This is a genomic window from Kitasatospora sp. NBC_01539, from assembly GCF_045040525.1.
Taxonomy (GTDB): domain Bacteria; phylum Actinomycetota; class Actinomycetes; order Streptomycetales; family Streptomycetaceae; genus Kitasatospora.
The window spans coordinates 3,267,620-3,281,523 of record NZ_CP109390.1 but is presented as its reverse complement, the minus strand read 5'-3'; the positions used below and the strand labels follow the sequence as shown (position 1 = coordinate 3,281,523).

Annotated in this window: 13 protein-coding genes and 1 pseudogene; 13 read left to right on the top strand and 1 reads right to left on the bottom strand. The window is 72.0% G+C overall.

All coding sequences use genetic code 11. The annotated features are described in order from the left end of the window. Positions 1-5 precede the first annotated feature (5 nt). The 13 genes from trmD to OG335_RS13865 all read left to right on the top strand — a co-directional run bounded on the left by trmD (position 6) and on the right by OG335_RS13865 (position 13,164). Positions 6-824 carry a tRNA (guanosine(37)-N1)-methyltransferase TrmD gene (trmD, locus tag OG335_RS13925; RefSeq protein ID WP_405015394.1) on the top strand — a complete coding sequence of 273 codons (819 nt, stop codon included), beginning with the start codon at positions 6-8 and terminating at the stop codon, positions 822-824. A gap of 153 nt (positions 825-977) precedes the next feature. Then, positions 978-1,328 (top strand): 50S ribosomal protein L19, encoded by a 351-nt coding sequence (gene rplS / locus OG335_RS13920; RefSeq protein ID WP_405011417.1) that lies wholly within the window; start codon positions 978-980, stop codon positions 1,326-1,328. A 319-nt stretch (positions 1,329-1,647) separates the two neighbouring features. Beyond that, positions 1,648-2,517, top strand: coding sequence for a signal peptidase I (gene lepB, locus OG335_RS13915; protein WP_405015393.1), 870 nt, complete (start codon positions 1,648-1,650; stop codon positions 2,515-2,517). Further along, positions 2,501-3,460: a signal peptidase I gene (gene lepB, locus OG335_RS13910; RefSeq protein ID WP_405011416.1), complete on the top strand. Its 960-nt coding sequence runs from the start codon at positions 2,501-2,503 to the stop codon at positions 3,458-3,460. The genes lepB (OG335_RS13915) and lepB (OG335_RS13910) overlap by 17 nt, the downstream gene beginning before the upstream one ends. A gap of 238 nt (positions 3,461-3,698) precedes the next feature. Beyond that, positions 3,699-4,688, top strand: a complete 990-nt coding sequence (gene lepB, locus OG335_RS13905; protein ID WP_405011415.1) for a signal peptidase I — start codon at positions 3,699-3,701, stop codon at positions 4,686-4,688. Positions 4,689-4,869: 181 nt separating this feature from the next. Next, the gene (gene lepB, locus OG335_RS13900) at positions 4,870-5,625 is read left to right on the top strand and encodes a signal peptidase I (protein ID WP_405011414.1); all 756 of its coding nucleotides are present in this window, start codon (positions 4,870-4,872) and stop codon (positions 5,623-5,625) included. A 61-nt stretch (positions 5,626-5,686) separates the two neighbouring features. Continuing rightward, on the top strand, positions 5,687-6,139 hold the full coding sequence (locus OG335_RS13895; protein ID WP_405011413.1) for an NUDIX hydrolase: 453 nt from the start codon (positions 5,687-5,689) through the stop codon (positions 6,137-6,139). A 55-nt stretch (positions 6,140-6,194) separates the two neighbouring features. Beyond that, positions 6,195-6,521 carry a DUF2469 domain-containing protein gene (locus tag OG335_RS13890; protein WP_405011412.1) on the top strand — a complete coding sequence of 109 codons (327 nt, stop codon included), beginning with the start codon at positions 6,195-6,197 and terminating at the stop codon, positions 6,519-6,521. A gap of 183 nt (positions 6,522-6,704) precedes the next feature. Next, positions 6,705-7,244: a YraN family protein gene (locus OG335_RS13885; RefSeq protein ID WP_405011411.1), complete on the top strand. Its 540-nt coding sequence runs from the start codon at positions 6,705-6,707 to the stop codon at positions 7,242-7,244. Between the two features lies 1 nt (position 7,245). Then, the gene (locus OG335_RS13880; RefSeq protein ID WP_405011410.1) at positions 7,246-8,829 is read left to right on the top strand and encodes a YifB family Mg chelatase-like AAA ATPase; all 1,584 of its coding nucleotides are present in this window, start codon (positions 7,246-7,248) and stop codon (positions 8,827-8,829) included. A 162-nt stretch (positions 8,830-8,991) separates the two neighbouring features. After that, complete coding sequence (dprA, locus tag OG335_RS13875) at positions 8,992-10,368, top strand: DNA-processing protein DprA (RefSeq protein ID WP_405011409.1); 1,377 nt, start codon at positions 8,992-8,994, stop codon at positions 10,366-10,368. 1,266 nt (positions 10,369-11,634) lie between these two features. After that, positions 11,635-12,414 (top strand): RNA polymerase sigma factor WhiG, encoded by a 780-nt coding sequence (gene whiG, locus OG335_RS13870; RefSeq protein WP_405011408.1) that lies wholly within the window; start codon positions 11,635-11,637, stop codon positions 12,412-12,414. A 162-nt stretch (positions 12,415-12,576) separates the two neighbouring features. Beyond that, positions 12,577-13,164, top strand: a complete 588-nt coding sequence (locus OG335_RS13865; protein ID WP_405011407.1) for a TetR/AcrR family transcriptional regulator — start codon at positions 12,577-12,579, stop codon at positions 13,162-13,164. 200 nt (positions 13,165-13,364) lie between these two features. On the opposite strand, the pseudogene OG335_RS13860 reads toward OG335_RS13865, so the two are convergent. Further along, a pseudogene (locus OG335_RS13860) lies at positions 13,365-13,880 on the bottom strand (peptidoglycan DD-metalloendopeptidase family protein); the annotation flags it as partial. Between the last annotated feature and the right edge of the window lie 24 nt (positions 13,881-13,904).

Genomic DNA, 13,904 nt, shown 5'->3' with positions numbered 1-13,904 from the left:
GTGAGATGCGCATCGACATCGTCACCATCTTCCCGGAGTACCTGGAACCGCTGAACGTCTCCCTCGTCGGCAAGGCCAGGGCGCGAGGCCAGCTGGACGTCCACCTGCACGACCTGCGCAGCTGGACCACCGACGTGCACCGCACGGTGGACGACACCCCGTACGGGGGCGGCCCCGGCATGGTGATGAAGCCCGAGCCGTGGGGCGCCGCGCTGGACGCCGTGCTCGACGCGGGCCCTGCCGACAGCACCCCCACCCTGGTCGTCCCCACCCCGAGCGGGCGCCCGTTCACGCAGGAGCTCGCGCAGGAGCTCGCCGCGTGCCCGTGGCTCGCATTCGCGCCGGCGCGGTACGAGGGCATCGACCGCCGGGTCATCGACGAGGCAGCCGAGCGCATGCCGGTCGTCGAGGCCTCCATCGGCGACTACGTCCTCGCCGGCGGTGAGGTCGCCGTCCTGGTGATGGTCGAGGCCATCGCCCGGCTCCTGCCGGGCGTGCTCGGCAACGCGGAGTCCCACCGGGACGACTCCTTCGCCCCCGGTGCGATGGCGGACCTGCTCGAAGGCCCGGTCTACACCAAGCCCGCCGAGTGGCGCGGCCGTGTCGTTCCCGACATCCTGCTCAGCGGCCACCACGGCAAGATCGCGCGCTGGCGGCGGGAGCAGGCCTTCGCCCGTACCCTCGCCAACCGGCCGGATCTCGTCACCCGCTGGAAGGCGGCGTCCTTCGACAAGAAGGAGCGCGAGGCGCTCAACCTGCTCGGCCTGGTCTGGGACGAGCCGCTCGGCCGATTTCGGCCGTCCGGCGATGCTGTGGAACAATAGGCGACTGTTGTCTGTCGCTGGACGTTCCCTCGGGCTCGTCGTGGACCGGCGCACCCGCCGCAGGGGGTGTGTCGTCAGCCGATGCGGCCCGCAGCACCACCATTACTCACGACATTCCGTGGACGGCCTGTGGCGTCTGCGATGGAGAGCATCATGAGCAACAAGCTCGCTGCTGTCGACGTGGCTTCGCTGCGTACCGACGTCCCGTCCTTCCGTCCGGGTGACACCCTCAAGGTGCACGTCCGCGTCATCGAAGGCACCCGCTCGCGCGTCCAGGTCTTCCAGGGCGTTGTCATCCGCCGCCACGGCGCCGGCATCGGTGAGACCTTCACCGTCCGCAAGGTCAGCTTCAACGTCGGCGTCGAGCGCACCTTCCCGGTGCACACCCCGGTCGTCGAGAAGATCGAGGTCGTGACCCGCGGCGCCGTCCGCCGCGCGAAGCTGTACTACCTCCGTGACCTGCGCGGCAAGGCCGCGAAGATCAAGGAGAAGCGCGACAAGTGATCCGCTGCCCCGGCTTGCCGGGGCGGGGATCGATCGGCTCGGGCAAGCCCGATGGGCCGCACCCCTTGGCCTTTCAGGCCTGGAGGATAAGCTCAGCCCGATGACCACGCACGAACCCTCCACGGACCGCGTCGGAAGATCCGCACCCTCAGGTGCAGGCTCGCCGACGCGGTCCGTGGTCGTTTCTGCCGACCGGCGGACAGCCGAGCCGTCGGGCATCACCGCCGTCGTCTCCTCCGAGGCGCCGACGGCGGATCCGACAGGTCGTCCGGCGGGGGAGTCGGTGCGGGAACCTGCGCTGGAACCGGTGCTGGAACCGGTGCTGGAACCGGCCGGCGATCCGGTTGGCGATCCGACAGACGGTCGAGGCTCTGCGGAGGGTGCGTCGGACGACCCGGACGGACCCGGTGACCCGGCCGAGGCCGCCGGCGGGGACGAGACCGGCGACGGTGGCGAGACCGGCGACGGTGGCGAACCCGGCGGTTCGGCCGATCGGGACGGACCGGAGGACGGCGGGACCGGCCAGGGGCGATGGCTGCGTGACCTGCTGCTTCTCGCGGGTGCCTGCGTGACCGTACTCCTCTTGGTCAACGCCTTCGCCGCACGGCCGTTCGCCGTGCCGTCCGGCTCCATGGAGAACACCTTGCGACCGGGCGACCGGTTGATCGTCAACGAACTCGCGTACGCGTTCGGCGGGCACGTGCAGCGCGGTGACGTGGTGGTGTTCGACGGGACGGGCTCCTTCCTGCCGTACGCGGCCGAGCCGTCCGCAGGCCGGCGGTTGCTGGCGCGCCTGGGGCTGGCCTCCGGCGAGGACTCGGTGTTCGTGAAGCGGGTGATCGGCGTGGGCGGGGACAGGGTGACCTGCTGCGGTGCGGACGGGCGGCTCAGGGTGAACGGGGTGGCCCTCGACGAGAGCTCCTACCTTGCTCCCGGCGACACCGCCTCCCAGGTGGCGTTCGACATCGTGGTGCCGGCCGGAAAGCTGTGGCTGATGGGGGACCACCGGACGGTCTCCCGGGACTCGCGGGACCACCTCGGCGAGCCCGGTGGCGGCTTCGTCCCGGAGAGCAGGGTGATCGGCCGGGCAGCCTGGGTGGTCTTCCCGTTCGGCCGCTGGACCTCGTTGGAGCGGCCTGCGGCGTTCGCCGCGGCAGGGGGGACTGGTGGTCATGGGGACCAGGGGTAGAGGCCGGATCGCCGAGGCCCGGCCCGAGGAGAGCGAGACCGCGGCGACGCCCGCCCGCGGCCGGGCGGAACGCCGCAGGACGGCCCAGCGCGCCGCACGCCGCCGACGGCGCTCGCTCTTCCGCGAGCTGCCACTGGTGGTCGTGGTGGCCCTGGTGATCGCGCTGGTGCTGAAGACGTTCTTCATCCAGGTCTTCGTGATTCCTTCCGGTTCGATGGAGCAGACGATCCAGATCGGCGACCGGGTACTCGTCGACAAACTCACCCCGTGGTTCGGCAACGAGCCCGGGCGCGGCGAGGTCGTCGTCTTCCGCGACCCGGGCGGCTGGCTCGAGAACGAGCGGAAGACGTCGACGGACGGGCCGGTGGTCCGCCGGGTGAAGCAGGTCTTCTCCGCAGTCGGCCTCCTGCCGTCCGACAACGAGCACGACCTCATCAAGCGGGTGATCGGTGTCGCGGGCGACACCGTGGAGTGCTGCGACGCCAAGGGCCGGCTCAGCGTCAACGGCACGCCCGTCGACGAGACGTACATCGCGCCGGGCAACGTTCCCTCGCGGCAGCCGTTCAAGATCACGGTGCCGGCGGGACGTCTCTGGGTGATGGGAGACCACCGGGACCTCTCGGCGGACTCCCGCTTCCACATGGGCAACCCCGGTGGCGGGACGATCCCGGTGGACAACGTCGTGGGTCGTGCGTTCCTCATCGCCTGGCCGCTGCCGCGGCTCGGTCAACTCGACGTGCCGACGTCACTCTCCTCGATCCAGGCCCGCCCGGCGGCCTCCGCGACCGTGCCTCAGAGCGCCGCCGCGCAGATTCGGGCAGGCTTGCCCGGCCGGGCACCGACTCCTGCGGAACCTTCGCTCGTTATGGGTGTGTTGGGTTTCCTCCCGCTCGTTGCGGGGTGGAGCCCGGCCGGGCGGCGCCGCCGACGGTGGCCCGGCTGATGGCCGGGCCTGCCGTGTGGGAGCACGGCCGGGTCCGACAGGAGTGATAGAGAAGTGCTGGAATGCCCGGCGCATGGTCGTGGGAGTTTCCCGGTTCCCGGGGACGCCACCGGTGTCAGGACCCGCCCTCGGGGGCAGGCCTGAGGCGGGCCGACAGTCGGTTACGTAGCGTGGTGCCCGCTGTCCGGCACTGGTGAGCGCGGGCGCACGCATGCCCGCAGAGCAGGGAGGAGATGTCGTGGGGGATCTGGTGATCGGTGCCCGCTCGGGCGGCCCGGAGCCCGAAGGCCCGGGTGGCCATGCGGTCCGGTCGGCCCAGGCCGCACAGTCCGTGGGCGGGATGGACGCGGGAGTGGTGGCAGCCGCCGACGGTGGTTCCGTCGGCGCCCCGGACGACTCGGAGGGCCCCGTGGGTGAGGCGGCTGAGGACAGCACGACCGACAAGGACGGATCCGGCGACCGCGGCTCGCAGCAGCAGCGCCAGCGATCGTTCTGGAAGGAGCTGCCGATCCTCGTCGGCATCGCTCTGATCCTCGCCCTGGTGATCAAGACGTTCTTCGTCCAGGCGTTCTCGATTCCGTCGGGCTCCATGGAGCAGACGCTGAAGATCGGTGACCGTGTTCTGGTCGACAAGCTCACCCCCTGGTTCGGTTCGGAGCCGGAGCGCGGAGAGGTCGTCGTCTTCCACGATCCGGGTGGCTGGCTGAACGACGAGCCCACGCAGCGCAGCAACAGCGCCGTCGTGCGCGGCATCCAGAACGTGTTCAGCTTCATCGGCCTGATGCCTTCGTCCGACGAGAAGGACCTGATCAAGCGGGTCATCGCCGTGGGCGGAGACACCGTCGAGTGCCAGGGCAGCGGACCCGTCAAGGTGAACGGCATCGCCTTGGACGAGCCGTACATCTTCCCCGGCAACACCCCGTGCGGCGAGAAGCCCTTCGGGCCGGTCAAGGTGCCGGACGGCCGGATCTGGGTGATGGGTGACCACCGCGGTGACTCGCTCGACTCCCGCTACCACCAGGACCAGCCCGGCGGCGGCACCGTGCCGGTCGACAACGTGGTCGGGCGGGCCTTCGTCGTCGCCTGGCCGATCGGTGACTGGGCCACGCTTCCGGTCCCGTCCACCTTCGACCAGAAGGGGCTCTCCGCGGCAGGCCCGCTCGCACCGGCGGCTGCCGGGGCGGCGCTCGCGGTGCCGGCCGTCTGGTGGCTGCGCCGCCGTCGCTGAACACGGCGATCCGGCTCCCGATCGGGTGCCGATCCGAGGCCGACTCTTGCGCGAGCCGCGGTACCGACGAGTAATCTGCTCGGACGTGCCGCGGCTCGCCCTTTTCGGTCGGCTCGGCACAGCGCCTGTACCGGAGGCGCTGGCCGGACACGGCCGAGCCGACCAGGAAGGCACGACCGCGATGAGCAGTCTCACGGAACAGCGTCCGTCGGCCGCGCCGGTGCGTCGCTCGACCCCGAAGCGCATCGCATCGCTGCTGCAAGGCGTGGCGATCGCCGTCGGCTTCGCGATGCTGGTCGGCGGCGTTGCCCTGGTGGCCGTCCAGTACCGGCCGTACCGCATCCCCAGCACCTCCATGTCGCCCACGATCCAGGTGGGGGACACCGTTCTCGCCAGGAAGACCGACGGCGGCACGGTCGGCCGTGGTGACATCGTCGTCTTCAGTGAGCCGCTCTGGGGCGGTGCCACCATGGTCAAGCGGGTGGTCGCCCTCGGCGGTGACACCGTCGCCTGCTGCGATGCCGGACAGCGTCTGACCGTCAACGGCGTGGGCGTCGACGAGTCCTACGCCGACGAGAAGCTCGGGCCCGGCGCCGGTTTCAGCATCACCGTGCCGGAGGGCCGGCTGTTCCTGCTCGGTGACTCCCGGGCCAACTCGCTCGACTCCCGCAGCCACCTCGACGTTGCCGGCGGCACCGTCGCCGCGTCCGACGTGGTGGCGCGGGTGGAGGCGATCGCCTGGCCTTCCGACCGGATGGCTTCCGTGCCACGTGCCGACGCCTTCGACGCGATCGCAGGCAGGTCTGCCTCCCGGCACGGGCTTCTCGTACCCGCGACGTACGCTGCGGTGGGCGGTGCGCTGCTGGTCCTCGCGGCGGGGGCCGCAGGCGGGATCGCCGGGCTGACCGCTCGGCTGCTGAGGCGACGGCGTACCTGAGCCGTTCCGTCCTGCCCGGCCCGAGGAGGTGAGTGCGCTGGTACCCCGTCGCCGACGTGCGGTGCGCGTCCTCCTGCTCGACCCGCAGGACAGGCTGCTCCTCCTGCACGGATGCGACCCGGCCGTTCCGGACGTGACCTGGTGGATCACCCCGGGCGGCGGGCTGGAACCGGGGGAGAGCACGGGGGAGGCGGCCGAGCGTGAGCTCGCCGAGGAGGTCGGGCTCACCGGCGTGGAGCTGGGGCCGTTGGTGGCGTACGGCACGGTGTCGTTCTCCTTTCAGGGACAGCTGTACGAGCAGGACCAGTGGTTCCACCTGGCCAGGGTCGGCCAGGTCGCCGTTGAGCCCGCCCGTACGGGCGGTGGCGACGAGCACGCCCGGCTGCTGGCCGCCCGCTGGTGGACGGTCGCCGAGCTGCGGGCCACCCGGGAGACCGTCTACCCGGCCGGCCTGGCCGATGTGGTCGAGCGCCTGGTCGCGGATGGCCCGCCAGTCGTGCCGGTACGGCTCTGACGGTGGGTGTGGTGGTCCACAATGGGGTGGACGTGACGAATGAGGGGACGCCTGGATGAGTGCCGAAGACCTCGAGAAGTACGAGACCGAGATGGAGCTCAAGCTCTACCGGGAGTACCGGGATGTGGTCGGCCTCTTCAAGTACGTGATCGAGACCGAGCGACGGTTCTACCTGACGAACGACTACGACCTGCAGGTGCACTCGGTGCAGGGCGAGGTGTTCTTCGAGGTGTCGATGGCGGATGCGTGGGTCTGGGACATGTACCGGCCGGCCCGTTTCGTGCGGAAGGTGCGGGTCCTCACCTTCAAGGACGTCAACATCGAGGAGCTGGCGAAGAGCGACCTGGAGCTGCCGTCCGACGACACGTCCTTCGGAAACTGATCGAAAGCGCGTCCAGGTCACCGAGCATGGAGCGGGACATCGCTCCGTGTCGAGTTCCGCCCTGGTCGGTCACCCCTGAGGGGGACACGGGTTATCCACAGCCCCGGGTTGTCCACAGGGTCTGAGTCCCGGTCCGTCGTGCAGGCACTCCCGCGGCAACCTCCTGTCCCGGAGGTGATAGCCGTGCAGAGTTCCAACACCGGCCTCGGCCGATACGGCGAAGAAGTGGCCGCCCGCAGGCTTGCCCGCGACGGCCTGCGCATTCTCGAACGAAACTGGCGCTGTGCGGAGGGCGAGCTCGACATCGTCGCGCTCGACGGCGACACCGTGGCCGTGTGTGAGGTCAAGACCCGATCCGAGCGCGCCTTCCAGAAGCCGACCGAGGGAATCGACCGGCCCAAGGCGGCGCGGCTTCGCCGACTTGCCGAACGCTGGCTGATCGAACGCTGGCCCTCCCATTTCGAGCTCCTCGCGCAGCTCGTCGGCCCTCACCCGGCGGATGCCCCGACCGGTGGCGTACCGACAGACCGGGAGTCTGCCCGGACCCTCCCGGGGGCCGGCGTCCCTGTCGCCGCCCCCGGGGGCACCCACGGCGGAGGCCCGCCCGACGCCGACGGCGCAGCCGTTCCGCCGCCGCCCGGCGGAGTCCGGATCGACCTGATCGCGGTCGTCAACCGGATCAAAGGCGCTGCCGTGGTCGAGCACCTGCGCGGGGCGGTCTGAGATGCCCTTCGCCCGCACCTGTTCCGTCGCGCTGATGGGCGTGGACGGCGTCGTGGTCGAGGTCCAGGCGGACCTCGAACCAGGAGTGGCGGCATTCACCCTCGTCGGCCTGCCCGACAAGGCGCTCTCCGAGGCACGCGACCGGGTCCGCGCAGCCGTCGTCAACAGTGGCGAGAGCTGGCCGCAGCGGAAGCTCACCGTCGGCCTGAGCCCCGCCTCCGTTCCGAAGAGCGGAAGCGGCTTCGACCTGGCCGTCGCCTGCGCCGTCCTTGCCGCCGCCGAACGGCTCGACCCCAACACCATCGCCGAGCTCCTCATCATCGGAGAGCTCGGCCTCGACGGCCGGGTCCGGCCGGTCCGCGGCGTGCTCCCCTCGGTGCTCGCCGCAGCCGACGCGGGCTACCGCCAGGTCGTCGTCGCGGAACAGACCGCAGCCGAGGCCTCGCTGGTGCCCGGTGTGTCCGTCCTGGGAGTACGCAGCCTGCGCCAGCTCATCGCCCTGCTCACCGGGGCTCCGGCGCCGGAGGAGGAGCCCACGGCGGCCCTCGGCCGCCCGGATCCGCTGCTGGCCGGTCTGATGCTGCCCGGCATGGGCGTACGCGACCTCGGATCGCAGACCGCGCACCGGCCGGACATGGCCGACGTCGCGGGTCAGTACGAGGCCCGTCGTGCGCTCGAGATCGCGGCCGCCGGCGGGCACCACCTCTACCTGAAGGGGCCGCCCGGTGCTGGCAAGACCATGCTGGCGGAACGGCTTCCGGCCCTGCTGCCACCCCTGACGCAGTCGGAGGCCCTTGAGGTCACGGCCGTGCACTCCGTGGCGGGACTCCTCCCGCCGGGCCGGCCCTTGATCAGCACTCCGCCCTACTGCGCGCCCCACCACTCCACGACGATGCCCGCCATCGTCGGCGGCGGCAGCGGGATACCGCGACCGGGAGCCGTGTCGCTCGCCCATCGTGGGGTGCTGTTCCTCGACGAGGCACCGGAGTTCCCCGTCCGGGTGCTGGACGCGCTGCGCCAGCCGCTGGAGTCGGGAGAGGTGACGATCGCCCGGTCAGCCGGCTCGATGCGTCTTCCCGCCCGCTTCCTGCTCTGCCTCGCCGCGAACCCGTGCCCCTGCGGTCGGCACTCGATCAGGGGTGACGGCTGTCAGTGCACGCCGACCATGGTCCATCGCTACCAGGCCAGGCTGTCCGGACCGCTGCTCGACCGCGTCGACCTCCAAGTGCAGGTGTCATCGGTGACCAAAGCCGAACTGCTGGCCCGGGACACCTCGGCCGAGAACTCGGCGATCGTGGCCGCGCGTGTCCTGGAGGCACGCCGTAGGGCCGCCGCCAGGCTCGCCGGAACTCCGTGGCGGACCAACGCCGAAGTGCCGGGGCACGAACTGCGCACCCGGTGGAGCCTGGCCCCCGGCGCGCTGGCGGACGCCGAACACGACCTGGAACGGGGACTGCTGACGGCCCGGGGCCTCGACAGAGTGCTGCGAGTGGCCTGGACGATCGCCGACCTCGCCGGACGCGCCCGCCCGGTGCGGTCCGACGTCCGCGCCGGCCTCGCCCTGCGCACCGGGGTGCCCCGCTGAGTCCTGTGCCGGCCGTTACTGCTCTTCCCACCCTGCGAACCGTGGTGCTGCACGAGCCTCGGCCCACCTACCAGGTTCCGGGCTCGTCGCCTCCGGGCTGAACCCCGTACCCCCATCCTGCCCCTGTCGGACCTGCCCGTTCCGGAGACCGCCGTGGACCATATGAACACCACCGATCTGCCCTTGCCAGCTACCCCAGCCGCGCCGACTCGCGTGGAGCCGCCTGAGCCGGCCGTCGTCAACGACCAGCCCGGAGCCGGAGCCGGAGCCGGAGCCGGAACCGGAACCGCGCCGGAGTCCGCGTCCGGCGCACCGCCGCGCGGTGCCGGGGAAGCCGGCACCCGTCCACTTCACGGCGCCGCACGCGCCTCCCAGGCTGCGGCCCCGGCGTCGTTCCCGTCCTCCTCCGCGCCGCTTCCCGGGCCCGAGCGCTTGGCGAGAGCTGCACTGACGCGGCTGATCGAGCCGGGGGACGCAGTGATGGGCCGCTGGCTTCGCGATCTGAGCGCATCCAGCGTGGTTGATGCCATCCGTGGTCTGACCCCGCCCGGCAGGCTCGGACTCGACCCGGGGCGCCTCGCCGACTACCGGGCCCGCTGTCCGGACCCGGACCCGGTCGCGGACCTCCGACGGATCCAGGGCGGCGGAGGACGGTTCGTCATCCCCGGCGACCCGGAATGGCCGAGCCAACTGGACGACCTCGGCGACGGCCGACCGGTCGGTCTCTGGGTGCGCGGATCGGGTTCGCTCCGGTTGCTCGCGCTCCGGTCCGTCGCCATGGTCGGTGCCCGCGCGTGCACGGCCTACGGCGCCCACGTCGCAGGCGAACTCGCCGCCCAACTGGCCGAACGCGGGTGGGTCGTCGTCTCCGGCGCTGCTTACGGCATCGACGCCGCCGCACATCGCGGCACGCTGGCCGTCGGCGGTGCCACCATCGGCGTCCTCGCCTGCGGCGTCGACGTGGCGTACCCGCCGGGCAACGCCGAACTCATCCGCCGCATCTCCGAGCAGGGCCTGGTCATCAGTGAGCTGCCGCCCGGAGTCCATCCCAACCGATTCCGCTTCGTCCTGCGCAACCGCGTCATAGCGGCCCTCACCCGCGGCACGGTCGTCGTCGAGGCAGCCGTGCGGAGTGGTGCACTGAGCACGGCCCGCCGCGCCCGTGACCTCAACCGCCACACCATGGGGGTCGCCGGCCCCGTCACGTCGGCGCTCTCGGCAGGGGTGCACGCCCTGATCAGAAGCGGTGCGGCCACCTTGGTCACGGACGCCGCCGAGATCGGCGAGCTGATCGGGGCCATCGGGGACGATCTCGCGCCGTGCCGGTCGGGCCCGGTCCTCCCTCGCGACCTGCTCGAACCGCCGGTGGCCCGGGTGCTGGAGGCCGTCCCGGCCGCAGCCGGCGGCGCGCCCGTCGACGCCGTGGCCAGGGAAGCAGGCCTGCCGCCCGACGAGGTACGTCAGCGGCTCTACGAGTTGGCGTCCCTCGGCTACGTGGAGAGGTCCGGCACGCACTGGAGGCTGATGCGCAGACGCTGAACGCGACCCGGCGCGCCCGGCGCGTGTTGTGTTCACGCGCCGGGTGCGCCACCGGATCGGGCGACGCCCGAGTGGCGGTAGCACACCGCATTGACTCGGTCACGCTACGCTTCTTTAAGGCTTCCCTATCAGCACATGACTCGGCAGAACGGCGCAGACCAACGCATGCCCACACACATTCCGGGACACAGGGTGACCGGTGACGCCCTGTCTGCGGGAAGGGCGGGGGCCGAGGCCCGACCCGCAGCGGACCGCGTCCCTCAGGAGCCGTCCGTGCTGCGCCCCGGCGGGCCCGCGGACCGCGCGTTCACTCCAGGTCCGCACGAACATCACGGCGCATCAGGCGCCTCAGGGCTGTCGGCAGTTCGAGCCGCCCCACAGCCGACCCCGCAGGCAGCTGGACCAGCGGCCCAGCCCGGCCGGCGCACGTCGGGGGGCCTCACTCCGGCGCCCGCTGCCCAACCCGCGCCCCCCGTCGGCATCAGCGCGCCGACCCGACCGCACCCGGCTGCGCCGTACGACCAACCGACACGTGTTGCTCCGTCCGAGGCGGTGGCGGACGCAGGCATCCGGCCCGGCCAGGAGGCGCGGGGCGACACCCGCTGCAGTGCCGGGGTCGGTAGCGGGAGCGGGAATGGGACCGAACCGAACCACTCACGCGGAGCAGCCGACGGGGAGCACGCTCCGGCAGCGCCGGACGATCCGTCCGGGGATACCGCAGGGCGGCCGCGTCCGAGCTCACCGCGTTCGGGTAGTTCAGGTAGTTCGGGCAGCTCGGGCCCAGGTTCCGCGCGGCCCGGCACCTCGCGTGCGAGCGGGGCACGCGGCACTGCACCCGGCACAGCCGCGCCGCGCGTGAACCCGGCGCCGGCGACTGCGCCGCGCGCGACCCCGTCCCGGACCGTGCCCCCTCGAACGGTGCCCCCGCGCGTGGGCGGCTCCCGGCCGACCGCCTCCCGTACGCCAGGGCAGGCCGCCGACGGATCCGGGCCGGTGCTGCCGCACCGACTTCCGTCCCCCACGCACTCGTCCGGCGGATCTCGGGCAAGGGAGGACGGGCACGAGCGCGTACCTGACGGTTCGGTGGACACCGGCCGTCCGGTGGCCGCGCCGCGGGAGCCCGTACGCCCGGAGCCGCCGGTCCCCAGGCCGGGCACCCCGGAAGGCTGCGGTGCTGCTGGCACCGCTCAGAACCCGGACACCGCCGGCACCCGTGGCGCCCCTGATGCTCCGGCTTCCACAGACCCCCCGCGGCTCCAGGCCAAGGTGTCGACACCTCCCGCCGAACGCAGCGCACTCGAAACGCTCTGGCGTTCCTACAAGGAGTCCGGCGATGCCCGGCTGCGGGAGCAGCTGATCCTGCACTACTCACCGCTGGTCAAGTACGTCGCCGGCCGTGTGGGGGTTGGCCTGCCCGCCAACGTCGAGCAGGCCGACTTCGTCTCGTCCGGTGTCTTCGGCCTGATCGATGCCATCGAGAAGTTCGACATCGACCGGGCGATCAAGTTCGAGACCTATGCGATCAGCCGGATCCGCGGCGCGATCATCGACGAACTGCGAGCCCTCGACTGGATCCCGCGCTCGGTGCGGCAGAAGGCCAAGGTGGTGGAGCGAACCTACGCCACCCTGGAGGCCCGGCTGCGTCGCACACCGCACGAGCCCGAGGTGGCGGCGGAGATGGGCATCACGCTGGAGGATCTGAGGACGATCTTCAGCCAGCTCTCGCTCGCCAACGTGATGGCCCTGGACGAGCTGATCCACCCGGTAGGGGAGAGCGGTGACGCGCTGACCCTCATGGACACCCTGGAGGACTCCGGGGCGGACAACCCCGTGGAGATCGCCGAGGACCGCGAGCTACGACGCCTCCTGGCCACAGCAGTCAACACCCTGCCGGAGCGGGAGAAGACCGTGGTGACCCTCTACTACTACGAGGGCCTCACCCTGGCCGAGATCGGGCAGGTCCTGGGGGTGACCGAGAGCAGGGTCAGCCAGATCCACACCAAGTCCGTACTCCAGTTGCGCGCGAAACTCTCCGACGTCCGCTGAACCGCACAGGGCAGCGGCCGAGCCACCGAACGTGCGTCGTGGGAGGCACCCGACCGTTCGGCTGTCCGGCCCGACCGCTCGTCCGCCCGGACTGCTCGCCCGTCCTGGCTCGTTCGCGTGGTGGCGGTCCGGTGCGCCAATGCACCTCCGTAGAGTGGACGGGTGCCGAAGATCCGGGCGGCCTCGGTGGCCGAGCATCGTCAACTGCAACGGGCAGCCCTTCTCGACGCTGCCCGCGCCCTGCTGGCGGAAGGCGGGCGGGACGCGCTGACCTTCGCCGCGCTCGCCGCGCGTACCGGGCTCGCCCGTTCCTCCGTCTACGAGTACTTCGGCTCGCGCGCTGCCGTCGTCGAGGAGCTGTGCGCCGTCGACTTTCCGCTCTGGGCGGCCGAGATCGAGGCCGGCATGGCCGCGTGCGACGGTGCCCGGGACCGCTTGGAGGCGTACGTCCGGGGTCAGCTCCACCTCGCCACCGACCCCCGGCACGTCGCCGTGGTCGCCATCTCGGAGCGCGAGCTCGACGACGGTGCCCGCGAGCGGATCCGCGCGGCGCACACCGGCCTGATCACGCTCGTCGTCGAAGCGCTCGGCGATCTCGGCCACGAACGTCCGCGACTCACCGCGGCCCTGCTCCAAGGCGTGGTCGAGTCCGCCGTGCGGCAGATCGAACGGGCTGCGCCGACCGAGGCCGCGGCGATTGCCGACACGGCGGTGGCGGTGGCGCTCAACGGGCTGGGAACACCTTCCTGAGAGAGCTGCGCCGCTCCCTTCGGTGCGCGGCACCGGGCCGGCGACCGCCCGTCCCGAGACTCGCCCCGAGACCCACCCCAGGTGTCGCGCCGCAGAGGCTCGCCCGTCCCGGCCCGCCGGGCCGCTTCCGCGTGGACGGCCGTGCCGAGCGGCAGCAGCCGGACCCGCCCGGATCCGAACAGGGCCAGGGGGTCGAGGTAGCGCTGCCCACGCAGCAGCCCCCAGTGCAGACAGGCTTCCGCCGCACAGTGCCGGTGCGACTCGGCGGCCACCGCACCGATCACGTCGCCGGCCGAGACGGCGGTACCGACCGGCGGTGCTCCTTCGACCGGCAGGTACGTCGTGCGCAGAGGGGGGGTCCCCGAGGCAGGGTGGGTCACCACGACCACCGGTCTGCCGGCCACGCTGCCCGCGAAGGTCACCACACCGGCGGCCGCAGCCTTGACCGGGCTGCCGTCCGCGGCCGCGAGGTCGACCCCGCGGTGTCCCGCGGCCCAGCGCAACGCGGGTGGCTCGAAGCGGCGGAGCAGCGCGCCGGGGCCGCCGACCGGCCAGACCCTCCTGCCGTCGGCGGTGCCCTCGAAGGGCCGAGCACCGCCGTCCACCCCGACGCGCTGCCGGATGCCGGTGCTGGTGCCGGTATCGGCATCGGTGCCTGCCCGTGCACCGGCCGGAGGCAGCGTGATCGTGAGCAGGCTCGCCAGCAGCAGGGCCATGAGCAGGGTCCGCTGCCGGTGATC